This is a genomic window from Nocardiopsis endophytica, assembly GCF_027706725.1.
GTDB lineage: Bacteria > Actinomycetota > Actinomycetes > Streptosporangiales > Streptosporangiaceae > Nocardiopsis_A > Nocardiopsis_A endophytica.
Genome location: NZ_JAQFWQ010000015.1, coordinates 31,957 through 57,957 on the forward strand (window position 1 = coordinate 31,957; position 26,001 = coordinate 57,957).

A 26,001-nucleotide genomic window follows, 5' to 3' on the forward strand; every position below is an offset into this window, starting at 1 on the left:
TATCCCCGCTGTTAAGCTTTCGCGCCGGACTGTGACCGCCTCGGCGATTCCTGGAGAAACCGGAGGAGAAATGGCGCGCAAGGTGAAGCGGGCCCGGGCCCTGCCCTGGCTGGCGTCGGTCGGTGCCGTTCTGCTCGGGCTCTCCGGGTGCAGCCTGCTGGGCGGCGACGGCGGCGGTGGCGGCGGGGGCGAGGACCCCGGGAAGGACGGCGGAGGCGGCGCCGGGAGCGTCGAGCCGATCACCTCCCGGGCGACCAATGTGTGGGAGATGCCGGGCGGGCGTGCCGAGATCAGCCTGCACCGGGTCGACGACGAGCACATGATCGCCCGGATGAAGGTCGTGAACGAGGAGGACACCCGGATCCACATGGGGTCGCATCTCGCCGAGGGGTTCGGCGAGAGCGAGGACTACCCCTGGGACTACTTCTCCGGTGTCGCGTGGCTGGACCCCGGCGGGCGGAAGCTGCACCGGCCTTACTACGTGGACGACGAGGGGCAGTGCCTGTGCAGTCCCAGCTCCGGCTCCGTCCTCGACGAGGGGGAGGAGTGGGAGGGCTATGCCGTCCTCGCGGCGCCTCCCGCCGACGTCGAGGCGCTCACCGTCGTCACCCACGTCGCCCTGCCGTTCGTGGACGTCCCGGTCGAGGACGGCGCGCCCGAGGGGCTGGACTACACGCCCCCGAGCGAGGAGCCGGACGCCGAGCCGGAGACCGTCGAACTGGAGTCGGTGCTCGAGTCCGACCAGGAGACGGTGATCGAGGACTCCGAGGCCACCGATTTCAACCTGTCCACCGACGTGCTGTTCGAGGTCGAGGAGTCCGAGCTCACGTCCGAGGCGGACGAGCTGCTCGACACGACCGCGGCGGACATCGAGGAGCTGGGGCCCACACAGGTCCGGATCGAGGGGCACGCGGACTCCTCCGGCAACGACGAGATCAACGACCCCCTGTCCCAGGACCGGGCCGAGGCCGTGCGGGACGCGCTGGAAGAGCGCATCGGCGGCGACATCGAGTACGAGACCGAGGGGTTCGGCTCCCGGGAGCCGATCGCGAGCAACGAGACCGAGGACGGCAGGGAGCGCAACCGGCGGGTGACGATCAGCGTGCCCAAGGGGACCCCCGTCGAGGACGGGTCCAAGGAGGACGGGGCGGGCGGGGGCGCCTCTCCCGACGAGGACGGCGCCGCCGACCAGGGCGAGGGGACCCCCGCGGCGGAGGCCGCCGTCTCCGGGCCGGCGGACGACGACGAGGACGCGCCCGAGGTCGACGTCGCGCTCACCGGTCTGCAGGCCGTCACCCCGAACACGGCGCTGCTCACCTACGAGCTGCACAACCCCAACGACGACGACGCGAGCGTCGACCTGTACATGTCCTCGGAGGACTGGATGGAGTTCCGGTACCACGCCACCCACGCCGTGGCCCTGGAGAGCCCCGGCGGAGGGAGGGCGGCGCGCCCCCTGCGGGTCGACGTCCCCGACGACCGGGAGGACCCGTACTGCTTCTGCTCGTCGGCGGCGGGGATCAACCTCGGGTCGACCATCCTGCCCCCCGGGGGGACGGCCGAGTACTACGCGATGCTCCCGATCACCGCGAAGGCGGCGGTCACCGACGTGACGGTCGGCACCATGGGCACCATGGAGGGCGTCGCGATCACCCGCTGAGCGGCGGGGGCCGAGGGGGCCTGGCGCGGCCGGAGCGCGGCGGGCATCGTGGGACGGGTGCTGCCGCCGCGACGCCCTGATCGGAGCCCACCGTGACGAACGCATCGCCCCGTCCCCCCTCCGCCTCCCGCGAGGACCGCAGGGTCCTCGCGGGAGCGCTCGCCGGGACCACGATCGAGTGGTACGACTTCTTCATCTACGCCCAGGCCGCCGGCCTGGTGTTCGCTCCGCACTTCTTCGGCCCGGTGAATGAGCGGGCGCCCGGCCTGGCGACGCTCATCTCGCTGGCCACGATCGGCATCAGCTTCCTGTTCCGGCCGCTGGGCGCGGTCGTCGCGGGGCGGTTCGGCGACCGGATCGGCCGCAAGCGCATGCTGGTGCTGACCCTGCTCCTGATGGGCGCGGCCACCACGCTCATCGGCCTGCTGCCCACTTACGGGCGGATCGGCCTGGCCGCGCCCGTCGCCCTGATCCTCCTGCGCATCCTGCAGGGGTTCTCCGCCGGAGGGGAGTGGGGCGGCGCCGCCCTGCTCTCGGTGGAGCACGCGCCGCGCGGGCGCCGCGGGTGGTACGGCGCGTTTCCGCAGATCGGCGTTCCGATCGGGCTCATCCTGGCGACGGGCGTGCTGTGGGCCGTGGACGCGGCGACGACCGAGGGGCAGTTCCTGGCGTGGGGGTGGCGGGTGCCGTTCCTGCTGTCGGTGGCGCTGATCGCGGTCGGCTACCTGATCCGGCGGGCCGTGGAGGAGAGCCCGGTGTTCCGGGAGCTGGAGGAGCGCACCAGGACCTCGTCGGCGCCGCTGCGCGACCTGTTCCGCGGCGAGAGCAGGAACGTCGTGCTCTCCGCGCTGATCTTCATCGCGAACAACGCGGCCGGGTACCTGCTCATCGCCTACTTCATCGGCTACGGCACCGGGGTGCTGGGGCTGCCGAGGTCGTCCGTCCTCCCGGCGACGGTCGTGGGCGCGGCGGGATGGCTGGTGTTCACACTCCTGGCGGGGGCGCTCTCCGACCGGATCGGCAGAGTGCGCACCTTCCAGATCGGCTATGCGGCGCTGTTCGCGTGGATGGTGCCGCTGTTCCTGCTGATGGACACGCGGGACATCGGGCTGTTCACGGTGGCGGTGCTGGTGATGAGCGTCGGGCTGGGGCTGTCGTACGGCCCGATGTCGGCGCTGTACGCCGAGATGTTCCCGGCGTCCGTGCGGTACTCGGGGGCGGCCATCGGCTACGCCCTCGGCGCGGTGCTGGGCGGGGCGTTCGCGCCGATGATCGCCGAGGCGCTGATGCAGTCCACGGGGAGCGGACTCTCGGTGGGGGCGTACATCATGGTGCTCTGCGCGGTCTCCGGGGCGGCGGTGTCCATGGTGAAGGAGCCCAAGGACACCGACCTGGGCGACACCCGCCGAACGCCGGTGTGACCCGTGCCGCCGGACCACCGGCGGCACCGGCGCGCCGAAGGTGCCCCGTTCGCCCTTGATGATTCGGCGAGCGCCCATTGAACCGGCGCGCATGGAGGACACGACGCGCCGTCCGCGACCTGCTCGCTGGGCCGTTCCGCCGCTGGCAGGAGGAGGCGGCGGTGCGCGCCGGCCTCGAACCGCGCCGACTGGTGTGGGAGCTGTTCGCGGCGACCGTTGCCGCAGCGCTGTCGGGCGGCGGGCGTGTGCGTGGTCGCCGGAGGGGGCGGCGACGGCAGAAGCCGGGCGGTTCCCGGGCCCTGCCTGCCGTCCGTCCGGTCACTCGCAGCCCAGCCGCCCACCCGCACCGCGAACGGCCGAGACTCGAGTCGCGCCGGTAGCGTCGTTCCTCGCGAGATCAACGACGTGGGCCCCTCGCGGTCCGTCCGTCTATCCGCGCGCCTTCTTGCCGTCGCCTGTCCTAGGGGCCGCGTTCACCCCCTCAGGCGCGGACCCTCATCACGATCGGCCGGGCGGGGAGACCGCCCGGCCGATCGACACTGGTACGGTCGCCGCCTTCATTCTGCGAACGGGGCGGTGGCATGAGCGTTCCTCTTGAGTGGGTGGAATCGATGGGCGGCCCGTTGGTCGTCGTCCCTGTGTCGGCGCTGCCCGCGTGGAGCGGGGGGACGATGAGCGGGATCCTCATGGGAGGAGACGTCCTCGACGACTACGACAGGGCCATGGCGGTGGACGACCTCGCCGGGATCGTCTCCGTGGGCGGCGGCGCGGGGCGGGCGCTGGTCCTGGGCGATGGGCCCGACCCCGGCTGCTATCTGCCCGAGCACCGGGCCTTCCTGCGCTGGTGCGGGGCAGAGTCCGAATCCCGTTTGAGGAGCGCGGCCGAGGAGGTGCTCGCCGACCCGGCCACGAGCTGGGACGAGTGCGGCACCTGGGTGACGGACGGCCCGGCCGTGCTCATGGACGCCGCCGTTCCGGGGACGGAACTGGACACCGCGTACCCGGACGAGGGGATGCCCGAGCAGGCGCCGGTGCCCCTGCCGCCCGGCCGGTGGCGGGTGCGGGCGACACAGACGGAGGCCGATCCGGAGACCTGGGTCGGGCTGGTGCAGCTCCTCCCTGCCGACTCCGCAGATGCCTGAGGCGCTCTCGACCGGAGCCGACCAGCCCGGAACGCTCACCTCATTCGCGGCGGGCGCCCTCGGGTCGCGGCGGGGAGGCCCTAGAAAAGACGAATGGCAGGGAGAAAAATTCCTCCCTGCCATTTTCAACGTATAGCAGGACCGGGGGCTTGTGGCAAGACCTGGGGAATGCTGCAGAATGCATCGGCCGAAGCGGGAGAACGATGCACGGGGGAGTGGCACATGCCGGATATCGAAGGCGGCGCGGCGGGAGACGTCGCAGTCGGCCGTTACGTGGTGGACCTGCGGGCGACCGACCGGCGGAAGGGCGCTCTCGTCGGGGGCAAGGGCGCGAACCTGGGGGAGCTGTCAGGGATCGAGGGCATCGACGTGCCCGACGGGTTCTGCGTGACGACGGAGGCCTTCCGGAGGGCCATGGCGGAGGTGCCCTCGCTCGACGACGGGCTCGCACGGCTGTCGCGCCTGGACACGGGCGATACGGCGGGGATCCGCGCGCTGAGCGCGGAGGTCCGTGCGGCCGTCGAGGAGGCCGCCGTCCCCAATGACCTGGCGGCGGAGATCCTCCGCGCTCTCGCCCGGCACGGCGAGGACGCCGCCTACGCCGTCCGGTCCAGCGCGACGGCGGAGGACCTGCCGGGGGCGTCCTTCGCGGGCCAGCAGGACACCTACCTGAACATCGTGGGGCCGACGGCGGTCGTCGACGCCGTGCGCCGGTGCTGGGCCTCGCTCTTCACCGAGCGGGCGGTCGCCTACCGCCAGCGGAACGGCTTCGGCCACCGCGGGGTGCTCATGGCCGTGGTGGTGCAGCGGATGGTCCCCTCCGAGGCGGCCGGGGTCCTCTTCACCGCGGACCCCGTCACCTCGAACCGGACGGTGGCCACCGTGGAGGCGGCCTTCGGCCTCGGCGAGGCCCTCGTCTCCGGGGCGGTGAACGCCGACGTCTACAGGGTGCGCGGCGGCCGGGTCGTCGAGAAGGCGGTCGGCGACAAGAGGTCGGCCGTCCATTCCGCACCGGAGGGCGGCACGCGGGAGCGGGCGGTCGGACACGAGCAGCGCGAGCGGCCGGTGCTGACCGATGAGCAGGCGGTGCGGCTCGTGGAGCTGGGGCGGCGCATCGAGCGGCACTTCGGCGCCCCGCAGGACATCGAGTGGTGCCTGGCCGACGGCGGCTTCAGGATCGTCCAGAGCCGGGCGATCACCACGCTCTTCCCCGTCCCCCGGACGCGGGAGCCGGGCGACCGCGTGTACGTCTCCGTCGGACACCAGCAGATGATGACCGATGCGATGAAGCCCCTGGGGATCTCCTTCTGGCAGGCGACGACTCCGCGGCCGATGGCCGAGGCGGGCGGACGGCTGTTCGTGGACGTCACCGGGCGCCTGGCCTCGCGGGCGGGGCGCGAGGAGGTCCTGGGGGCCCTCGGAGGGTCCGACCCGCTGATCGGGGACGCGCTGCGGACGCTCCTCGACCGCGGATTCGTCCCGCCCACCCCGGAGGAGGACCAGGGGGAGGCGGCCGGACCGCCCGCCGGCGGCGCGCCGCCGGCGATGGACGCCGACCCGGACGCCGTCGCCGCGATGGTCGAGCGCGGCCGCGCGTCCCTCGCCGCCGCCGAACGCGAGATCCGGACCGTGTCGGGCCCGGAGCTGTTCGACTTCATCCTGAAGGACCTGGACGACCTCAAGGGCTTCATGTTCGACCCGCAGGGCCTGCGAATGATCATGGCGGGGATCGATGCCGCCGGGTGGCTGAACGAGAGGCTGCACGCGTGGCTGGGCGAGACGAACCCCGCGGACACGCTGACGCGGTCCGCCCCCGGGAACGTGGCCTCGGAGATGGGGCTCGCGCTGCTGGACGTCGCGGACGCGGTCCGCCCGCATCCGGAGGTGGTGGCCTTCCTGCGGGAGGTCGGTGAGGACCAGGACTTTCTGGAGGAGATGGACGGGCTCGCCGGAGGGGCGGAGGCGCGGTCCGCGATCCGGGGCTACCTCGACACCTACGGCATGCGCTGCGTCGGCGAGATCGACATCACCCGGCCCCGCTGGAGCGAGCGCCCCGCCGCGCTCGTGCCCGCGATCCTCGGGAACATCGACAACTTCGCTGCGGGGGAGGGCTCGCGGCGCTACGAAGAGGGGCGGCAGGCGGCCTTGAAGAAGAAGCACGAGGTCCTGGAGCGCCTGCGCGCCCTGCCCGAAGGTGAGCGGAGGGCCGAGGAGGCCGAGCGGATGATCGACCGCGTGCGCACCTTCGCCGGGTACCGGGAGTATCCGAAGTACGCCATGGTCAGCCGCTACTTCATGTACAAGAAGGCGCTGCTGGGCGAGGCCGACCGCCTCGTGCGGGACGGCGCGCTCGGTGACCGGGAGGACGTGTACTTCCTCAGGTTCGAGGAGTTCCGGGAGGCCGTGCGCACGGGACGGGCGGACGAGGGGCTCATCCGCCGCCGCAGGGAGGAGTACGGGGTGCACCGGTCGCTGACGCCGCCCCGGGTGCTGACCTCGGAGGGGGAGGCCCTCTCCGGGGAGTACCGGCGCGGGGGAGCGCCCGCCGGAGCGCTGAGCGGCCTGCCGGTCTCCAGCGGCACCGTCGAGGGCAGGGCCCGCGTGGTCCTGGACATGGCCGAGGCGGACCTGGAGGAGGGCGACATCCTCGTCACCGCGTTCACCGACCCGAGCTGGTCCCCGCTGTTCGTGACCGCCGGGGCCCTGGTGACGGAGGTCGGGGGGCTGATGACCCACGGCGCGGTGGTCGCCCGCGAGTACGGCCTGCCCGCGGTCGTAGGGGTGGAGGACGCCACCCGGCTGATCCAGGACGGTCAGCGCATCCGAGTCGACGGCACGGCCGGGTACGTGGAGGTCCTGCCGTAGGGAGCTCCGGCCCGGACGCCTGACCGTCCGACGACGCCGGGGCCGCACCCCGGACGGGGTGCGGCCCCGGCGTCTTCCCCCCCGGTCGGCGCGCAGGGGGCATCGGTGGTCCCGGTTGATGTGTCATCGGCCATCGTCGTGGGTCGACGAGTAGTCCAGGGGGCCTCCTCCGTGCGCACCGCCGCCGTCGCCCGCGTTCCGGCCATGTGAGTCGGCCCACGCCTCGCCCTCTTCCTGAGGGGATCCCGCTCTGCGTCGCCTGTGTCACGAGGGCCGCCGCCGTGCCCGTCGGCGGCTCATCCCCCCGAGGAAAGATGTTGACGTGTCATCATCATGGGGTTAGGTTCAGTTGACGCATCAACATTAATTCTTCCCGGACAGGGGTTACAGCCATGAACGAGCAGAAGGTCATCGCGGTCACCGGAGCCACGGGCGCACAGGGCGGTGGTGCCGCGCGGGCGATCCTCGCCCACCCGGCCTCGGGCTTCACGGTGCGCGCGCTCACCCGGAACCCCGACTCGCCCGCCGCCCGGGAACTCGCCCGGCTCGGCGCCGAGGTCGTGCGGGCGGACTTCGAGGACGAGGCGAGCGTGCACAAGGCGTTCGAAGGCGCCTACGGTGCCTTCCTGGTCACCAACTTCTGGGCGCACGCCTCGGCGGCCAGGGAGATCGAGGAGGCCGAGGTGCTGGTGCGGGCCGCCAAGGCCGCGGGGCTCCGGCACGTGGTGTGGTCGACCCTGGAGGACACCCGCGAGCTGCTGCCGCTGGAGGACGAGCGGATGCCCGTCCTGCAGGGCAGGTACAACGTGCCGCACTTCGACGCCAAGGGCGAGGCGAACGACCTGTTCCGGAAGGCCGGGGTGCCGACGACCTTCCTGAACTCCACGTTCTTCTTCCAGAACTTCCTGACCACGATGGCCCCCAAGCGCGGTGAGGACGGCGTGCTGACCCTGACCCTGCCGCTGGAGGAGGGCAGGCTCCTCTCGGGCGTGGACGTCGACGACATCGGCCGGACCGCCCGCGCCATCCTCGAGGGCGGCGAGCGGTTCATCGGCCGGACCGTCAGCCTGGCCGGGGACCACCTGACCGGTGCGCAGTACGCGGCGAAGCTGGAGGCCGTGCTCGGCGAGCCGGTGCGCTTCCAGTCGGTGCCCTACGACGTCTTCCGCTCCTTCGGCTTCCCGGGCGCCGAGGAGGTCGGCAACATGTTCCAGTTCTACGGCGACTTCGACCGGGAGTTCACCGGTGCCCGCGACCTGGACGGGCTCCGGGAGCTGAACCCGGAGCTCAAGAGCTTCGATGACTGGCTGGCCGCCAACGCCGCGGCGTTCAAGGAGATCTGAGAGGACGGCGGCCGAGCGGCGGCGGAGGAGCGGCGGCGGCCCGGGCATGGGGGCACGGGCCGCCGCCACGGCTCACCCGCCGTCCGCGCCGCTCGCGCCGTCGGACTCCCGCTCCATCCGCTCGAGGACGCGCTCGGAGACATGGGTGAGCACCACGAGCTCCGCCGGGGTCAGCAGGTCGATGAACAGGCGGCGGACGGTTGCGACGTGGCTGGGGGCGGCGCGCTCGATGGCCTCGCGCCCCGCGGGGGTGATGGCGATGACGGCCCCGCGCCCGTCCTCGGCGCACGTCTCCCGCACCACCAGGCCGCGCTTGGCCATCCGGGCGATGTGGTGGGACATCCGGCTCTTCTCCCACTCCACCGCCCTGGCCAGCTCCTGGAAGCGGACCCGGCCCTCGGGCCGGTCGGTGAGCTCGACCAGGACGACGTAGTCCGCGCCGGAGAGCCCTGCCGCGGCCTGCACCTGGGCCAGCCGGTCGAGGAGGATCGCGTTCATCCGGACGAAGCCGCGCCAGGCGCGCTGCTCCTCCGGGGTGAGCCAGTGCGGTGTCTCAGTCACGAACGCCAGTGTACGTGTTAGTTGACGCATCATGTACATGGTCCCCGTGCGGCCGCCGCCCCGGCGCGCCGAACCCGCGACCCGGCTCGACCCGGGAGGACCGATCCTGCACCGCGAGGATCACGTCCCGTCCGGGGATGAGCAGTACGGTCGCGAGCGGTCTTCGGAGGGGAGCAGGCGAACCCCGTGCGTCAGCTCCAGGCCTGTCGTTCCTCGCTGCGGGGGTCGTCGACCTGGGACCACTCGGCGTCGATGCGCATCGTGGCCCGGCGCTCGGTGTCGTAGCGGTCCCAGCCGGGGTCGCCGGTGGCGGCGAACCGGATCCAGGTCGCGTGCATGCGGGCCGCGAGATCCGCGGGGGGCTCGCCGGGGCCGAGCAGACCGGCGGGGCCCTGCAGCTGCGGCAGGTGCGTGAGATCGAAGACGAAGGGCAGCTCGACCGCGTGCGCGGCGCCGAGTTGTCCGTCCAGGGCGTGCGAGCGCCAGGCGAACTCGTAGGCGAAGGTCGCGGCCCCGGGGTGGGCGGCATGGGAGCCGGCCAGAGCCCGGCTGCCCGCGCCGAACAGCGCGTCGGTCATGATGGCGGAGCGCAGTTCGCCGTAGGGCGCCTCAGGACGTGCCTTGCGGTACGCCTCCACGAGCCGTGCCGGGTCCGGGTGCGAGCGCGCCGCCGTGTCGTCCACGTCCTCGGCGGTCGAGGAGGCGTACCTGTCCACGGGGACCAGGTAGAGGTGGCCCTCCTCCGTGTTGGTCCCGACGAGCAGGTCGACGGCGGAGCCGTGCCCGGCCGCGACGGATACGGCGGGCTGCGTGTCCAGGACCAGGCTGAACGGGCTGAGGCCGATGAGCGGGTCGCGGTGGGTGGCGGTCTGCAGGTCGATGCCCGCGAGCTCGGCGGCGGCCTCCACAAGACGCTCATCGGAGATCTCCGCGAAGGCGTCCACGTGCGGTTCGACCCCCAACACCCCGGTGGCCGCGGCGGTGACGCGGGCGGCCTGCTCGGTGGTGAACGCGCCCAGGCCGCTGCCGCTCTGCACGATCGCCCTGCGGAACAGTCCCGCGGCCTCCGCGGTGGCGAGGACGCCGCCGACGACGGTGGCCCCGGCAGACTGGCCGAAGAGCGTGACGTTGTCCGGGTCACCGCCGAACGCGTCGATGTTCTCCCGCACCCAGCGCAGTGCGGTGACGACGTCGAGCAGGCCGCGGTTGGCGGGGGCCCCGGGGAGGTCGAGGAACCCGGCGATGCCGAGCCGGTAGTTGAGGGTGACGAGGACGACGCCGTCGCGGGCGAAGGCGGAGCCGTCGTACAACGCGGACCGTGTCGAGCCGGCGACGAATCCGCCGCCGTGGACGAACACCATCACGGGCAGGCCGCCCTGCGCGGCGGCGGGCGTCCACACGTTGACGGTGAGGTAGTCCTCGCCTCGGCTCCATCCGGTGCCGAAGTAGGGGGACATGTCGATGCTGCCGAGCTTGCGCTCGGACTGCGGCGCGTTGGGGCCGGGCACGGTGGCGTCCCGTACACCGTCCCAGGGCTCGTGCGGCCGCGGCGGCGCGAACCGGCCTGCGCCCACGGGAGGGGCGGCGTAGGGGATGTTCAGGTAGGCGGCGGTGCCGCCGTCACGGCGCAGGCCGCGGACGGCTCCCTGCGCGGTGGTCACGACGGGTTCGGGGTGGTGGCTCATTTCTGGCGCCTCTCCGCGGGCTTCAGTCCTGCTCGGTGTACTCAGTCCTGCTCGGTGTACGGGGTGAAGGGCGCCCAGTCCTTGATGGCGAAGGCGCTGCCCTCGCGGACGACTTCGGCGGCGCCGTGGCCGCCCAGGTGGGCCGGGATCACGAGGGCGTTGTTGTCGGCGGCCCAGCCCAGCGTCCTGCGGCGGGTGGCGCGGGATTCGGCGGGGTCCTCGCAGAAGCAGCTGTTGGCGTCCGGTTCGAGGATCTGTACCGGGCTGTGCAGCATGTCGCCGACGAACACCGCGCGGTCCGTGCCGGAGGTGAGGGTCAGGACGGAGGAGCCCGGCGTGTGCCCGGGGGCGGAGTCCAGGCGCAGGTTCGCGTCGATCCGGTGGCCGTGCTCCCACAGCCGCGTCTGTCCCGCCTGGTGCACCGGCAGGACGCTGTCCTCGAAGACGTTCTGGTTGCCGCGGCCGAGCAGCGGCCGGTGGCCGTTCTCCGGGTTCCAGAAGTCGAAGTCGTCCTTGGGCATCAGGTAGGTGGCGTTCGGGAAGGTGGGGACCCACCGCCGCCCGTCCAGGCGGGTGTTCCAGCCGACGTGGTCGATGTGGAGATGCGTGTTGACCACGATGTCCACATCCTCGGGCCGGACACCGGCCCGGGCGAGGTTGTCCAGGAAGTCCGTTTCGAGGCGGCTCCAGACCGGGGCGTAGGGGCGCTCCTTGTGGTTGCCCACTCCGGTGTCGACCAGGATCGTCCTGCCCTCACTGCGCAGCAGCCAGGTCTGGATCGCGGAATTGACGATGTTGGTCTCGGAATCCAGGAAGTGCGGGGCCAGCCAGTCGGCGCCGGCCTCCCAGGCTTCCTTCGAACTTCCCGGGAAGAAGGTGTCTGGCGTCATTTCAACGGGACCGAAGTATTCCCACACCCGGGTGATGGAGACATCGCCGAGGACGATCTGATTCATGGATTCCCTTGGAATTCGGAGGTGTTGCTCGACCGTGGTTTTGCTCAACCGTACGAGCGGCCCCGGCGGGCGCGGTATCCGTCACGTGACTGCCCCTGTGTGTACAGCGGAGGTCGGCGGCCGCATCGCCGCGATGTCCGTGCGGCGCGCGGCCCCACCTCGTCCACTGCGCCCCGATGCGCTCTGAGTGGCTTCGGGGCCCTCCGGCGGGAGCCGACGCGGCTCTCCCGCGCTAATATCAGCGGTATCCTGATTCCCTGGAGCGTCCGTGGAGAACAATGGAAATGCTCGTGGGGGCCAGCACTCGACGCGGGGTAATCGTCTGACGCTCGTGGGCAGAGAAGCCGAGACGGAGGAGATGATCCGGCGTTCCTGCGCTGACCGATCCCACGGCGACGTGCTGATCGTCACGGGTGAACCGGGCGCCGGAAAGAGCGCGCTACTCGACATTGCGGCCGATCACGCACGGAGCGCGGGCGGCTGTGTACTGCGAGCGGTGGGGAGCGAATCCGAAACATATCTCGGATTCGCCGGCCTCCATCAGATGCTCCGCCCGGTACTCGGTGCGGCGGAGGGCCTGCCGTCGCGGCAGCGCGCCGCGCTCCGCGCCGTCTTGGGGATCGACGAGTGCGCCGAAGCCCCCGACGCGATGGTCGTCGGTCTGGCGGTTCTGACCCTGTTGTCGGACCTGGCGGAAACCGCCCCGCTGTTGGTGGTGGTCGACGACGCACAGTGGATCGATCGCGGGTCACTGGACGTCCTCTCCTTCGTGGCGCGGCGCGTGGACGGCGAGCCCGTCACGCTCCTGGTCGGAGTCCGCACCGCGGCCGCACTGCCCGGCTTCGACAAGGGGTACGACCGCCTCGAACTCGGCCCGCTGGACGGCGAGGCGGCCAACCGGCTGCTCGACCAGCAGCCCGCACCACCCACCGGCCGAACCCGCGTGCGGATCCTCGAGGAGGCGGCCGGCAACCCGCTGGCCCTGGTGGAACTCGCCCACGCCGCTGCGGACCGGCCCTCCGAGGGCAGCGCTGTGGAGGGCCCACTGCCGGTCACAGACCGGCTGGAGCGGATCTTCGCGGGGCACGCGGCGGACCTGCCGGAACCGACCCGCCGTGTCCTGGTGCTCCTCGCGGCGGCCGACGCGGTGGACGCACACGCGGCCGCCGCGGGTCTCCCCGAAGCGGACGACAAGGCATGGGAGCCTGCGGACCGGGCCGGCCTCGTACGCCGGGACGGAGCCGGGATCTCCTTCCGCCACCCGCTCGCCCGCTCAGCCGTCTACCATTCGGCGTCGTTCGAAGAACGCCGCGGGGCGCACCTCGCTCTCGCGGAGCTGCTGCGCGAGGAGCCCGACCGCCGCGCCTGGCACCTCGCCGCCGCGACGGTGCGCCCCGACCGGGAGGTGTCGGCCGCCTTGCAGCGGACGGCCGACCGGGCCCGGCGCCGAGGCGGATTCGCGGCCGCCGCCGCGGCCCAGGAACGCGCCGCGGAGCTCAGCCCCCGCCGCGAGGACCGGGCGCGCCTGCTGGCCGAGGCCGCCGACACCGCCGTCTTCACCGGTCAGCTCGGCTGGGTGGAACACCTGGCCGCCGCGGTCCGCGAGAGCACCGACGACCCGGCGCTGCTGGGCAGAGCCGCGCTGGCCACCGGTCGGCTCATGTCTCTGGGCCCCCACCACACGGCAGCGTTCGCCCTGCTCATGCGCGTCGCCGACGAGGAGGCGGACGCCCGGTCGCCACTCGTGCTCGACGCGCTGGCCGCAGCGGCGGTGGTCCGCTACTACTCGGGCGAGGAGTCCCAGCAGCGGCGGATCCAGAGCCTGGTCTCCCGTATGCCCGACGACCCCTCCGGAGCGGCACTGCGCGCATGGGTACTGGCCGTCTCCGACCCCGGCGGCGCGGGAGCGTCCCTCGTACCGGAGCTGCCCGGGCTCATCGCCGAGGCCGAGGGGGACGCGCGGCGCCTGACCGCGCTGGCCATCGTCGCCTGGCTGCTCGACCAGACCACCCTCGCCGCCAGGACCTTCGACGAGGCGTTCGACCGGTGGCGGGCGCACGGCCCGCTCCCGGACGGACTGGGATGCGCGGTCGGCTGGACCCGCCTGGAACAGGGCCGATGGGGCGAGGCCCGCTCGGTGGCGGCCGACATCGCGGCCACGGCATCGGCCGCCGGACTCGACCACGCGGAGGCGTGCGCCCAGGTGCTCGACGCCACGGTGGTCGGCCTGCAGGGCGACCCGGCCGCCGCACGCCGACTCGCCGGGCGGGCCCTGTCCCTCGTGGATCCGCTGGAGAGCCGCTCCATCGCGGTCTTCGCGGGCCGGGCCCTGGGGATGGCGGCCGTGGCCGAGGGCGACTACGACACCGCGTACACACACTTCCGCTCCGCGTTCACCGACGACGGCGATCCCGTCCACTACCACGTCTCCTACACGGTCCTGGCCGAGCTGGCAGCGGCGGCCGTCCGCCGCGGGCAGCGGGAACACGCCGCAGTGCTGATGGAACGGTCGGCGCGGCGCCTCGGTGCGGGCATGTCGGTCCGGGTGGCCGCGCTGATCGACCGGGGCCGCGCCCTGCTGGCGGATCCCGAGCACGCGGAGCCGTTCTTCCAGGCGGCGCTCGCGCGGCCCGCGGGTGAGCAGTGGCCGTTCGAACGGGCACAGACCCGGCTCGACTACGGGGAATGGCTCCGGCGCCGACGCCGTATCGCCGAGGCCCGTCCACTGCTGAGCACCGCCCTGGAAACCTTCCAGCGCCTGGGCGCGCGGCCGTGGATCGAGCGGGCACAGGCAGAACTGCGCGCCGCCGGCATCGAGGTGACCGACGCCGTGCCCAGCGCCTTCACCGAACTCAGCCCCCAACAACAGCAGATCGTCCAGTTGGCGGCCCGCGGCCTGACGAATCGCGAGATCGGGGAGAAACTGTTCCTGTCACCGCGCACGGTCGGCTCCCACCTCTACCGGGTCTTCCCCAAGCTGGGCATCACCGCCCGCACACAACTCCGCGACATGCTCGAGGGCTCCCTGTCGAATACCGGAGCCCAGGGCTGAACGGCGAATTATGGGGGCGGTCATTATTGTTACCCCGGATGGTAAATTATAAATGAATACTTATAATGCAGGAAATATGGGGTGAATTGGATGGGGGATGGTGAAAGTAGAGCGGTAGAGTTGGTTGATCGGACTATATGGTTATTGAGTAAGGGGGCATCCTCCGGGGTCTCATCACTCAACTGGCGCTATAGCCCTTTGGGAGAGACCTTGCAGATTCGGGAGTTGGAAGGACTGGCGGGAGAGCAATACGAAGAGTTTCGGCAACAGGTTAATTCGCTAGTGGTGAAAGGGCAAAACCCGACCCTGTTGAGAAGGTATATACTGGAATGTTCGAATCGCTTTGAAGAAGCGCCGTCTTCCGGGGCTTGGCAGGCGTGTTGGAAAAGAAGTGCAATTCAATTCTTCAATGATGAGTATATTTCTCTTGAGAGTGTACTTCCCGGGCTCGCTGAAGGTGACCTGGCCGACATTGATGATGTGATTGAGGACATCAAGGATCTGTCTCCGCTGCTCGACTCTGCGGATATACCAGGATGGGCGCCGGCGTCGCATACCTGGTGGTGGTGTCTGTCTGAAGGCGGAGCTTACATTCCGGACATAATCGCGGAAGATTAGATATCGGGCTCCTGGCCCTCCGATCATCTTCCTCATGTAGAAGACTGTAATCGAAATTCCCGAGGCTCTCCCGCCTCTGGTACGGGCGGTCGGCACTGAGAGAAACCATGTCCCTGCTGGTGAGCGCGCCGCAGGTGACTGTCACGTGGACGTGGGTGGTCGGGCACGCTGATGGGGCGGACAAGGTGGAGGTCCCTCGCGGTGGTTCGCCCAGTCGAGGCCTCGACATGACTGACCGCCTCTAACGTGGGGGCGTAGCTGGTTCGGAGGAACCGATGGGGGGACTTCTCAGAGCTCCCGAGCCTGCTGGCTCATGGGAGTGGTTCTTCGATACAGGGAAGGTAGAGGCAGGTTTTGCCGATTCACTATCCATGCTGGCGGTGGTTGCCGGGGTCATTCGCCGCCATGGGCTTCTAACGGTCGATGCCGTCGAGATCTGTTGGGAGTATCCTCGGGGTCGGCGTAGGCCCCGTGATTGGCGGACCGTTCCTGTCTGCGGGGCTGTAGACTCATCCGAGTGCGCTGAGAGCCTCCTTGCCACCCGCCCGGATAGTGACCCCGCCTACGCAGAGCTGCTACTGCTGCAGGCGCACGGTAGTGGTACGTGGATTGATGCCCAGGGTGGTGCTCACACGGAGTCCGATCTCCTCCTTGTGGAGACGATGCCATTGGACGAAAAAGTCGCCGTGGACGTATCTGTTTACCATGACATCTGGGCGCCGCACGCATTCAACGGCGCTCCCCATCCGGAGCTGCACGCCGCCAACGCTCCGCGACTTGCAGCGGCGCTTAAGGAGATTGAATCCACGCTGCAGACACCTATAAACCCTGGAGAGGTTACTTATTTCGGTGCTGTGGAGGGGTACGGCATAGTTGAGCCCGAGCCGGATGACCTGGATGATGGCTGGGATATCGATAGGACGGACCAGATCGTCTGAGGTTGACCCGTTCTCCGATTTGCCTCCTCCTGGCTACCGGCCATGGTGTGCAGGCACCTCGCGGAGGTTTGTCCAGTCGTGACCTGTGAAGGGGTACGGGATCAGTGATCCTGACCCATTCGAGATCGTCCCTGGTGGAGGAGCTGTGCCCTTCGGGCTTTGACTCCCTTCGGGCCGCGACGCCTCGCTGCCGAACAGAAGCACTAACGTTATTATGCCCTTCGGGCTTTGACGTCCTTCGGACCCAGCACGGGATTCCCCAGTTTGTGCTGGGAGAGACCGTTCTTATGCCCTTCGGGCTTTGACGTCCTTCGGACCTCTTGCGGAATTTCGCGGCACCTGGCCTGCGGCGATCGTGTCCGATTGCATGCGACCATCTCACGGATGCTTCGGTGTCGGGTGATGTACGTCACAAGTCCTGCCTCTGGGGGCTTGAACTGCGAAAATGCCGTGCACGCGATTATGGATTCTCGACCCCTGGCCGCACCCGCTGTACATGGCGGCGCCGGACATGCCTCCGGCCGCCGAATTATCGCATCGACGAGCGCGTGTGTCCATGTGCCCGCCGATTCTGGCCATGTTTCCGTGCATTCGCCCCGCACGCGGAGTCGAGCTTGCTAGCGTTCCCCTTCCCCGCGCCCGCAGGGGCTGCGGGCGCGGTTTGGTGTTCTTGACAGCGGTAAGACTGTGGCGACCCGATACGGGAGGATGGCGAGTGCCGAGTCGGCTACAGGTCCACTTGCACGGTGCGGCCGTAGGGGCGGAATGCGTCTCGGCTGCGCAGGCGCACGGGCTGGCATGCGCACTGGTGGAAGAGGACGACCGGAACCATCACGCGCCGGTGAAGCCGTTCGCGCTACAGGGGATCGGTACACCGTCTCCCTCCCGCTCCCGCGGCGAATCGGCCGCCTCGATGGTGATCGGCTGGCTCGACGACGAGCGCGTCCCGGCCTGGGAGTCCTGGCACCAAAAGGAGACACGGTTGGGGGCGCGCCAGGTGCAGGTGCGCGCCGTGGAGCAGGAAACGGCCTCCTACGCCGATCTGGCCACGTCCGCGGCGGTGTCCCGGGTCGGGGTGGTGTTCGAGGCGCCGACGCTGGTGCGCCGCGGCGGGCGCAACCTCCCACTGCCCGAGCCCGAACTACTCGTGTCCGGTCTGGTGCGGCGGTGGAACGCCTTCAGCCCGCTGGCCGTTCCCGAGCCCCAGGCGGCGGAACTGCTCGCCTCGGTGTACGTGGCGCGCCACGCGGTGCGCACCGTCCCCCTGGAGCTGCGCGGCCGGGGCCGGGCCGGGTTCGTGGGAACGGCCACCTTCGGGATTGCGGGGCAGGCGCCGCTGGCGCTGCGGCGGTGGCTGGCCGCGCTGTGGCGCTTCGCCTCCTTCAGTGGGGTCGGAGCCCACACCACCCACGGGCTCGGCCAGGTCACCGTCTACCCGGGCGAGGATCCCCCCTCGGCCGGAGCCTCCCGCTCCCGCCGCCGCAGTGCCGACCACGGTGCCCATGGCCCGCTGCCCCAGCAGGGGGCGGCCCGGTGACGGGGCAGGAGAACGAACCAGACGCGAAGATGGACCAGCAGGCGGCGCCCGAGACCGGGCCCGGAGAAGACCTGATCATCGTCGCCCTGTCAGGGGTGCAGCGCTTCATCACCGAGTCGCGCTCGACCGCCGACCTGCGCGCGGCCAGCCGGATCATGTCGGAGCTGGCCGAGACCGCTGCGCACACCTGCGCCGCCCACCGCGCCCGCCTGGTGCTGCCCTCGGCCACGCCCTCCACTGGCGCCCCCAACCGCATCGTTGCCCTGGCCCGGGCCGGTGAAGGAGCCGACATCGCCGCGCTCGCTGCCGCCGCCGTGCACAAGCAGTGGTCCGATTCCGTCGAAGACGTCTACAAAGGCGCAGGCGGGGCACCTGCAACGCCGGGGATGCCGCGGGTGGTGTGGGTGTGCGCGCCCGCCTCCGACGACGGCTACCAAGGCCAGTGGCAGCGGGCCCAGCAGATGCTGGCCGCGCGCAAGCGCGTTCAGGACTTCCAGGCCCAGGCCTGGCCCCGCACCCGGGTGTGCACGCTGAGCCCGCGCTGGCCCGTGGACCCGCGCCCCGAGAAGCGCATGCCCAAGCACGAGGACGACGCGCTGGCCGCGGCGAACTGGGTCAAGCGCCAGCGCGGCCGCAGCACCGCACGCGATTCGCGTCACCGCAGCCAGGGCATCGCCTCGACCAGCGGCTTCGCCTCGGCCTTCTACCGGCGCGCCGTCCTGGAGCATGCCGCCGACGACCCGGAAGTGGCTGGGGTCGTGTCCGACCTGCACGACATGGTCACGCACCGCCCGAGCGGCCTCTCCACCGGCACACCGGTCCTGGACACCCCCGAGACACCGGTGCCCGGACTGGAGCGCCCGGAAGCGGGACCGCTGCGCTGGCTGTGGGGGCGCGGCGGGCGCTGGGTCTACCCGCAGACATGGGAGGCGGCGACGCTGGCCCGAGAATTCGGGCTTGCCACCTCCGGTCCGGACTTCGCCGCGTTCGCCGAGCACTGCGCCTTGGGGCGCCTGGCCGCGAGCGAGCTGGAAAGGCTGATGGGCGAGCGAGGGGTGGCCCCGCCGGTTCCGCACCTGGCCGTGCTCGCCCAGGACCTCGACGACATGGGCGCGCACCTGGGCCGGATCACCACGCCTGAGGACCACCAGCGGGTTTCGGCCCAGCTCGATGCTGTGGCCCGCGCACAGACCGACCTGCTGCGCGCCCCCGACGTCCTGGGCGATGCGGTCTACGCCGGAGGCGACGACCTGCTCGCCTTCACCCCGGCCGCCACCGCCCTGGCGGCCGCGGCCGCCTGCTACAGGGCTCCGGCCACGGCGCAGGCGCAACTGCCTTCCGCCTCCAGCGCCGTGCTGTTCTTCCACCACCGCTACCCGCTGCACGCGGTGCTGGAGACGGTGCGCGCGGCGCTGGCCGATGCCAAGCGCATGCCCGACAAGCACGCACTGTCGGTGGGCTACATCCGACGCTCCGGTGCCCGTGGGGCCACCGTTCACCCCTGGCGGCATGAGACCTCCACCGAGGCGGCGCTGGCCGCCGACGACATGGCGGTCTTCCTCCCCGAGCCTCCCCCCGAGGGCGCAGGAGAGCGGGGGGAGCAGGTCCGGCCGCGTGTGCTCTCGCCGCGGCTGTTGGCCGATGTGGACCGCGACCGCGATGCCTTGGCCGACCTGCGCGATGCCGACCAGGACGACTACGAGCGCGAGCTGCGGCGCCTGGTGCTGCGCCACACTTCCGGCTCCACCGAGGCGGCACGGGAGGAGTTCGCCTCGCGAACCGCCAAGCGGCTGCGGATCCTGGCCGGGGCGGCCCCGCCCTGGCGGGGCGGCGAGGCGCTGGCCGACACGGTGCGCGTGGGAGCATTCGTTGCCAAGGAGTGCATGTGAGGACCACCCCTGCGACGGCCTCCGGTCCGGAAGACGATCGGGAACCGCAGGCCGGCCCGCCGACGTGGGCGGTGATCGAGCCCCACGACACCGTCCAGGTACGCGACGGGCGCCGCTTCGAGGCCGGTGACGACGGCGCCGGGGTGGCCGAGACCGTCGCCCCGGGGCCCAGCACCGTGGCCGGGGCGCTGGGCTGGGCCCACGACGGAGAACTCGCCTATGTGCGCGGCCCGGTCGTCGCCCGGCGCGACCGGCAGGACGGCCCGTGGCAGCCCCACTTTCCCGTGCCTTTGGACGTGGTGGCCGATGCGGGCGGGCGCTCGGCCTACCGCCTGGAGCCCGGGGCAGACTCCTCCGCGAGTGACCTGCGCACGATGGGTTCCGACGCCCCGGCTCCGCGGAGACTGCTCCAGGAGCCCGCCCGCGCATGGGGCGGTCAGCCCATCGAAGAACTGATACACGCCCATGCGCTGGGCTCCTACCTGCGCGGGGAACTGTTCCCCGCTCCGGGGGAACCCGTGCCGCTGGGCCGCCTGGAGACGGCCGCCGAACCCCCGTGGGCCGCCGAACCCCGCATCGGGCTGGCCAGGCGTGGCCGACAGGTGCGCATCGGCTACCTCTACCAGGCCACCCACCTGCGGCCCCGGCCCGGCTGGGCCCTCCTGGCCCAGACCGCCGCGCCCGGCGGCCGCCCCCTGCACCTGAAGTCCCCGGTCCCCTTCGGCGGGCAGACGCGCATGGCCGACGTGACCACCGAAGCCGCCCCCGCCGGGCCGAACGGGGTCTGGCCGCAGCGGCCCGAGGAGTTCCCCCAGGACCGGCTCTTGCTGTACGTGGCCACTCCGGCCCTGTGGCCCGAGGGGTGGTGCCCGCCGCTTCCGGAGGAGGCGTCCCTGGTGGCCGCAGCAGTGGGAGCGCCGATGCCGGTGGCCACCGCTTCGTCCGGGCGCGGCTTCGGCGCCACCCGGATGCTGCGCTGGGCGGTGCCGCCCGGCTCGGTCTACTGGCTGCAACTGCCTCCCGGCACGGCCGCCGCCTTCGCCGCCCGCTGGCACAACCGCCCCCTCACGCCCGCCGCCGACTGGACCGCCGACCACCCCGGCGGGACGCCCTGCCCACCCGGCAAGGCCGCACTGCACTCGGCCGGGTTCGGCATCGTGCTCACAGGAGTCTGGAAATGACGACCACGTCCCTGCTGCTCTACCTCTACGCCGAATCCCCCGTGCATGCGGGGGCGGTCGCCGCCGACGGGGTCCTCGACCTGCCCATCCAGCGGGAGGCCGCCACCGGCTACCCCCTCGTCTGGGGCCAGAGCCTCAAAGGGGCCCTGCGCCAGGCCGCTGGGGAGGCCGGCTGGGGCCGCGAGGAGGTGGCCGCGGTGTTCGGCTCCGACATCGCCGACAACGAGGACGGCCAGCAGGTCGGAGGCGACAACGGGGAGGACACCGGCGAGGCCACCACTCCGGGGTCGCTGATGGTGGGCGACGCCCAACTGGTCGCGCTTCCGGTACCCACGCTGCGCCGCTCTTTCGCCTGGGCCACCACCCCGTTGGCTCTGGCCCGCCTGGCCCGCAAGCACGCCCTGATGGAGATCGATCCACCCGCCCCGGTCGAGCTGGAAGACGCCGAGGCGGCCGCGGCCGATGCGTTCTGGTGTGGGCCCCGCGGCGAGGTGTTGGGCCCCTGCGTCGTGGACATCCCTCCTGTGGAGGCCGATGCCGCCAACCCGGTCCAGGCCTGGGCCGCCCTCCTGTCCAGGACGGCCCTGGCCGGCGACCACCTGGCCCCGTTCGCGAAGAAGTTCAGCACCGACCTGGTGGCCCTGGACGAGACCGTGATGCGCACCCTGTTGCGCGAGTGCACCGAGTTCGCCGTCCGCGTCCAACTGGGGCGCGAGACCAAGACCGTCCAGCAGATGTTCACCAGCGAATACCTGCCCGCCGAGACACTGCTGGCGGCCCTGATCACCCTGCGCGCCGACACGCTGCCCGCCCGGCCCGACGCCTCCGCCCACCTGCAGCGGCTGCGCACCCTGCTCAACGGCAAGCCCCTGCGCATCGGCGGGCAGGAGAGCATCGGCAAAGGGCTGATGTGGGCCCGCCTCGTCGACGCCGCGACCACGCAGGAGCACCGCAATGGGTGAACCCCCGCAGCCCCACCCCCGCGCGCCGCGCCTGGACCAGGCCATGGCGGCCCAAGCCGCCCGCATCCTCCCCGACACCGGGACCGACGAGGAGGCCGCCAAGACCCTGCGCACCCGCATGCGCCAGCTCCCCCTGCGGCTGCGCTCCACCGGCTTCGTCGCGGCCTTCGCCTTCATCCACTCCAAGTCCGGCGACGCCACCGCAGTGGCCCGCGCCTACCGGGACCTGCGCGACCTGCTCATCCGCCGGATCGCCGAGGAGGAGCTGCTCGAAGGCCTCACGCCCCACACCACGCCCGCGGAGTTCCTGCGCGCGCTCAGCGAGGCCGATGCCACCGCCTACGCCCGCATCACCACCGAGGCCGACATGCTCGCCGGGTGGCTGTCCCGCATCGCCGATGCCCGCTACCAGGCCGCCCGACCTGCCAACGCCACCGGCACCGGCGGCGCCGGTGAAGGCGCCGAGGACGCCCCTTCCCGGGAGCAGGCATGAGCCCTTCCCGGCGCAACCACGGTCAGAACACGCACCCGCGTTTCACCCTCCTGGAGGTCGGCCGCTGGCCGGCCGCCGGTCCCGCCGGGCGCCTCATCGAGGCCCGAGTTCGGCTGGAACACCAGGTCACCGACGATAAGGGCAAGCGCCTCGCCCCGGCCAAGCCGGTCAAGGGGCGGCGCCCGCGGCGCAACGCCGGCTTCGAGCTCGCCGGGGAGCGGCTCCGGGGCGAAGCCAACGCCCTGATCCTTCTACGTCGCCTGGCCCTAGTGGGCGAGGCCACCGACAAGGCCCGCCCCGAGGAGCCCGCCCTCGAATGGGCCCAGGAGTTCCGGCTGGGCTATGACCCCGTCCGGGCCGAGGCGCTGCAGGCCCGCCGCGACCACCTGCTGCGGTGCCTGCGCGAGACCGGCAAGCACGTCCTGCGGCTGCGCCTGGCCACCGAATGGCGGCTGGTCATCGGTCTCGGCGAACCCATGGCCGACCACGAGTTCGGACTGCACCTGCACGGCACCCACGGATGGCCGCTGCTGCGCGGCTCCGGCCTCAAAGGCGCCGCGGCCGCCTGGGCCCGCCACGTCGAAGCCCCGCCGGAGGAGTACCGCGCGGTCTTCGGCGACCCTCCGCCGACCGGCTCCCAGGACGAGACGGCCGAAAGCTCCGACGAGCCCGCCGACAGCGACGACCCAGGTGGGAGCCCGGCCCCGGGCGGGGTGCGCTTCCTCGACGCCCTGCCCGAATGCGCCCCTGCCGACGGCCACGGACTGGTCGTGCACCGCGACGTCATCACCCCGCACCAGCAGCCCTACCGCACCCAGCGGGACGGCCCCCAGACTCCGCCCGGCGAGCACGAGGCACCCAACCCCCAGCCCTTCCTCTCCCTCAGCGGCGCCTTCACCGCTGACCTGGTCGGCGATGAACCGGAGGCCACCCGCAAGGCCGCCGACTGGCTCACCGCCGCCGCCACCGAACAGGGGCTGGGCGCGCGCACCGCAGCGGGCTACGGCTACACCACTGTCGACGAATCGGTCCTGCCATGATCCACATCCTTCCGGTCGGGCTCAGCCTGCGCGAAAACCTCGTCAAGGCCTGCGACGACCCCAGCCGCTGCGAACACCTGCTCCCCAGCAAAGACTTCGGGAGGGCCCGCGAAATCGTCGCCCCGAAGGAGGAAGACCCCAACAGCCTGAGGTCTCGGCTGTATCCGAACAGCGATGACAAGGAGCGGGCCCGCACCGAGGTCACCGCCGCTCTGAACGATCCTGCGGGCTCGGGGCTTGAAGACCAGATCAAACGCTTCTGTCCCGGTAAGTGGACCCAGCCCATCAGCGCCGAGATGAACGCCATCACCCGCTTCGCTGCCGGTGGGCCCCGACGCCGCATCGGGTTCCGCATCAAACGCGTCACGAAACTGCAGCGCGGCGACACAGCGGTCCTGGCCGGCACCGACACCGCGGCCGGACTGCTCTCAGCCCTGTGGAACGCACTCGCCCTGGTCGACGGCGATGCGCGGCGGGTGGGACTGCTCGACGTGAGGAGCGGTGTCCTGACCGGTGCCCAGGACGCGGCGGCGCTCATCGCCCCCATCCCCGGCCTGGACGCGTCCTCGGCCGACGAATTCACCGCCTCCATGTTCCACCTCGGAGTCCTCGGCAGGCGGCTGATCCGCGAAGTGTGCGGAGCGGGCGGCGACTACGTCTTCCACCTCTCCGGCGGCTACAAGGCCGCCCTGCCCTACTTCATCGGACTGGCTGAAGGCATGCGCGGCCTCATCGACATGCCCGGCGAAGAACACCCACTGGGACTGGTCTCCTCGGTGCAGGCCCACATCCTGCACGAAGAGACCGCCAGACAGATGATCCCCGTACCGCTGCGGCGCCTGGCCTGGCAGACGGTCAGGGACGAACTGGAAAACGTCGACAAGAAGAAGCCGCAAGTGCCCGGGCGTGGCCGTCCTATGCGGCCGGGCAAAGGGCACGGCACGCTGTACGGCTACGCCTACGAGAGCGCCACCGGCCGCCCCCAGGACGACCTGCACCTCACCCCCTTCGGCGAGGGGCTGTACGAACTGATCGATGTGGTATCGAAGCGATGACGCCCCCCGCCCCCGACGGTGCCGCCCCTCTGCCTCCGGTGCTGGAGCCCCTGCTCGAACGCCTGACCGGCGGCATCGGCGACCACCTGCGCACCTACGCCGGCTCTCAGGCCCGGACCGGGGCCTGGGACGGGCTCGAACCCCACCTGTACCGCCTGTGGGGCCTGCCCGTTCCCGCCCCGCCGCGCGCCAGGGGGCGGGCGCAGCTGCCCCGCCTGCGGCGGCCCGCCAAGGACGAAGCGCCAGCGCCACGCTCACCAGAGGAGATGGAGCGGGCCATTGCCGCCTTCACCGCCCACTTGGCCGCGCCGGCCACCGCGGCCACCTCCCAGATCGAGGCCCTGGCCCTTGACCCCGGAACGCTGCTGCACCGCGCCCAAGCGGCGGGCCCCGCCCCCGAACCCTTCACCGTCCACCAGCGGGCCTGCCTGGCGGCCGAGGCCCTCTGGCGCCACCTGACCACCGCCACCGGCGAGCGCGCCCGGCTGCTTCCTGCGGCCGCCCGTACCCGCTTCCTGCTGCTCAGCGAACCCCTGCGCCACCGCGGTGCCGCCCCGGCCTCGGTGTGGACTCCCACCGTCGTCGACAGGGAAGGCGGCGACATCTACGGCCCGGTCGGACACATCTTCGGCGCCGACCAGTGGCACCTGTTCCTCGAACGCGCCCGCCAGTCCCGCCGCGACTGGTTCCGCGTGCTCTCGGCCCGCCAGGACCACCCGATCCTGGCCCAACCCCCGCCCTCGGCCCTGGAGAGCGAACTCGACCTGCTCACCAGGACCTCCCTCCGCTTCCCGGCGGCCCGTCTGGTGATGTCCGATGTTCCGCTCTCCGACGCCGACCTCGGCGACGGCGAAGACGAAGCCCTCATCTGGGACGTCACCCAGCACCACCTCCTGCCCCGCTTCCGCCTGGGGCGCGTGGCCGCCCTGGCCGACCCGTTCTCCACCGCCCTGGGCTTCGTAGGCGCCGGGCTCGTCGTGGCGTGCGCCGCGGCCGCTCTGAGGCTGGTCCTGGACCACGGCTTCGCCCTGGCGGCCGCCTTGGCCGCTGCCACCTACCTGGGGATCGGAGGGGGCACCCTGTTGTGGGGCCGCATCTGGGCCGCCCAGTGGCTGCTGCGCCTTCCCGCGGCTTCCGCGCTCGGACTGACCGTGCTCATCGCACTGCCCGACTGGTGGCAGCGCACCCGCCTGGAGCTCCTGCCCCCGTCGGATGCCGTGCAGGCCGCCGCGCTGCTGCTCGCGATCGCCTACGGCTACCTCGTGGTGGAGGCCCGCACCCACGGACTCGCCCGCGGTGCCGCCCTCGTCCGCGCCCTGGGCGTAGCCGCAGTGGGCTGGGTCCACGCAGGGCTGGTCAGCCTCATGGGCCTCGTGGTGCTGGCACCGGCCTTCGGTGAGCAGGGCGGCGGACCCCGACCGCCGACCCTGGGCGGCCAGTCCGCCGCAGACCCCCTTGCCGCCCTCGTTCTGGCCTCGGCCTGGTGCCTGACGGTCGGCGTGCTCTCCCAGATCCTGTGGGAGGACCGCTCCATCACCGCCCCGCTGGCCCACCTGGAGTGGCGTTCCACCCCCCACCCCTGAGACGGAAACGGAGCGGAACC

The 26,001-nt window shown here is 71.7% G+C and carries 19 protein-coding genes; 16 read left to right on the plus strand and 3 right to left on the minus strand.

From position 1 onward, the window contains the following. Positions 1–70 precede the first annotated feature (70 nt). From O4J56_RS07655 to O4J56_RS07675, 5 genes are all read left to right on the plus strand, one after another. Positions 71–1,660, plus strand: coding sequence for an OmpA family protein (locus O4J56_RS07655; RefSeq protein ID WP_270684669.1), 1,590 nt, complete (start codon positions 71–73; stop codon positions 1,658–1,660). 92 nt (positions 1,661–1,752) lie between these two features. Next, a complete protein-coding gene (locus tag O4J56_RS07660) occupies positions 1,753–3,081 on the plus strand; it encodes an MFS transporter (protein WP_270684670.1) in 1,329 nt (442 codons plus the stop codon). 581 nt (positions 3,082–3,662) lie between these two features. After that, positions 3,663–4,223, plus strand: coding sequence for an Imm21 family immunity protein (locus O4J56_RS07665; protein ID WP_270684671.1), 561 nt, complete (start codon positions 3,663–3,665; stop codon positions 4,221–4,223). A gap of 222 nt (positions 4,224–4,445) precedes the next feature. Then, positions 4,446–7,088 carry a rifamycin-inactivating phosphotransferase gene (gene rph, locus O4J56_RS07670; RefSeq protein ID WP_270684672.1) on the plus strand — a complete coding sequence of 881 codons (2,643 nt, stop codon included), beginning with the start codon at positions 4,446–4,448 and terminating at the stop codon, positions 7,086–7,088. 392 nt (positions 7,089–7,480) lie between these two features. Further along, positions 7,481–8,431 (plus strand): NmrA/HSCARG family protein, encoded by a 951-nt coding sequence (locus O4J56_RS07675; RefSeq protein WP_270684673.1) that lies wholly within the window; start codon positions 7,481–7,483, stop codon positions 8,429–8,431. Positions 8,432–8,503: 72 nt separating this feature from the next. Here the strand turns inward: O4J56_RS07675 and O4J56_RS07680 are convergent, their stop codons facing one another. The 3 genes from O4J56_RS07680 to O4J56_RS07690 form a co-directional block, all read right to left on the minus strand. Continuing rightward, positions 8,504–8,992, minus strand: coding sequence for a MarR family winged helix-turn-helix transcriptional regulator (locus O4J56_RS07680; RefSeq protein WP_270684674.1), 489 nt, complete (start codon positions 8,990–8,992; stop codon positions 8,504–8,506). 191 nt (positions 8,993–9,183) lie between these two features. Beyond that, the gene (locus O4J56_RS07685) at positions 9,184–10,677 is read right to left on the minus strand and encodes a carboxylesterase/lipase family protein (protein WP_270684676.1); all 1,494 of its coding nucleotides are present in this window, start codon (positions 10,675–10,677) and stop codon (positions 9,184–9,186) included. A gap of 41 nt (positions 10,678–10,718) precedes the next feature. Further along, entirely contained in the window at positions 10,719–11,633 is a 915-nt protein-coding gene (locus O4J56_RS07690; RefSeq protein WP_270684677.1) for an MBL fold metallo-hydrolase, read from the minus strand. A 331-nt stretch (positions 11,634–11,964) separates the two neighbouring features. Here O4J56_RS07690 and O4J56_RS07695 point away from each other — a divergent pair, with 331 nt between their 5' ends. The 11 genes from O4J56_RS07695 to O4J56_RS07745 all read left to right on the plus strand — a co-directional run bounded on the left by O4J56_RS07695 (position 11,965) and on the right by O4J56_RS07745 (position 25,981). After that, positions 11,965–14,685 carry a helix-turn-helix transcriptional regulator gene (locus O4J56_RS07695; protein WP_408639095.1) on the plus strand — a complete coding sequence of 907 codons (2,721 nt, stop codon included), beginning with the start codon at positions 11,965–11,967 and terminating at the stop codon, positions 14,683–14,685. Between the two features lie 225 nt (positions 14,686–14,910). Beyond that, on the plus strand, positions 14,911–15,303 hold the full coding sequence (locus O4J56_RS07700) for a hypothetical protein (protein WP_270684680.1): 393 nt from the start codon (positions 14,911–14,913) through the stop codon (positions 15,301–15,303). A 275-nt stretch (positions 15,304–15,578) separates the two neighbouring features. Then, positions 15,579–16,241 carry a hypothetical protein gene (locus tag O4J56_RS07705; protein WP_270684681.1) on the plus strand — a complete coding sequence of 221 codons (663 nt, stop codon included), beginning with the start codon at positions 15,579–15,581 and terminating at the stop codon, positions 16,239–16,241. 913 nt (positions 16,242–17,154) lie between these two features. Continuing rightward, positions 17,155–17,778, plus strand: a complete 624-nt coding sequence (gene cas6 / locus O4J56_RS07710; protein WP_270684683.1) for a CRISPR system precrRNA processing endoribonuclease RAMP protein Cas6 — start codon at positions 17,155–17,157, stop codon at positions 17,776–17,778. Then, a complete protein-coding gene (locus O4J56_RS07715) occupies positions 17,775–19,667 on the plus strand; it encodes a Cas10/Cmr2 second palm domain-containing protein (RefSeq protein ID WP_270684684.1) in 1,893 nt (630 codons plus the stop codon). Before cas6 ends, O4J56_RS07715 begins: the two co-directional genes overlap by 4 nt. After that, positions 19,664–20,848: a type III-B CRISPR module-associated Cmr3 family protein gene (locus O4J56_RS07720; RefSeq protein ID WP_270684685.1), complete on the plus strand. Its 1,185-nt coding sequence runs from the start codon at positions 19,664–19,666 to the stop codon at positions 20,846–20,848. The genes O4J56_RS07715 and O4J56_RS07720 overlap by 4 nt, the downstream gene beginning before the upstream one ends. Next, positions 20,845–21,810 (plus strand): type III-B CRISPR module RAMP protein Cmr4, encoded by a 966-nt coding sequence (cmr4, locus tag O4J56_RS07725; RefSeq protein ID WP_270684687.1) that lies wholly within the window; start codon positions 20,845–20,847, stop codon positions 21,808–21,810. The genes O4J56_RS07720 and cmr4 overlap by 4 nt, the downstream gene beginning before the upstream one ends. Next, complete coding sequence (gene cmr5 / locus O4J56_RS07730) at positions 21,803–22,303, plus strand: type III-B CRISPR module-associated protein Cmr5 (RefSeq protein ID WP_270684689.1); 501 nt, start codon at positions 21,803–21,805, stop codon at positions 22,301–22,303. Before cmr4 ends, cmr5 begins: the two co-directional genes overlap by 8 nt. Beyond that, on the plus strand, positions 22,300–23,343 hold the full coding sequence (gene cmr6, locus O4J56_RS07735) for a type III-B CRISPR module RAMP protein Cmr6 (RefSeq protein WP_270684691.1): 1,044 nt from the start codon (positions 22,300–22,302) through the stop codon (positions 23,341–23,343). The genes cmr5 and cmr6 overlap by 4 nt, the downstream gene beginning before the upstream one ends. Next, entirely contained in the window at positions 23,340–24,398 is a 1,059-nt protein-coding gene (locus O4J56_RS07740) for a hypothetical protein (protein WP_270684692.1), read from the plus strand. The genes cmr6 and O4J56_RS07740 overlap by 4 nt, the downstream gene beginning before the upstream one ends. Then, positions 24,395–25,981, plus strand: coding sequence for a hypothetical protein (locus O4J56_RS07745; RefSeq protein WP_270684694.1), 1,587 nt, complete (start codon positions 24,395–24,397; stop codon positions 25,979–25,981). Before O4J56_RS07740 ends, O4J56_RS07745 begins: the two co-directional genes overlap by 4 nt. Positions 25,982–26,001 lie beyond the last annotated feature (20 nt).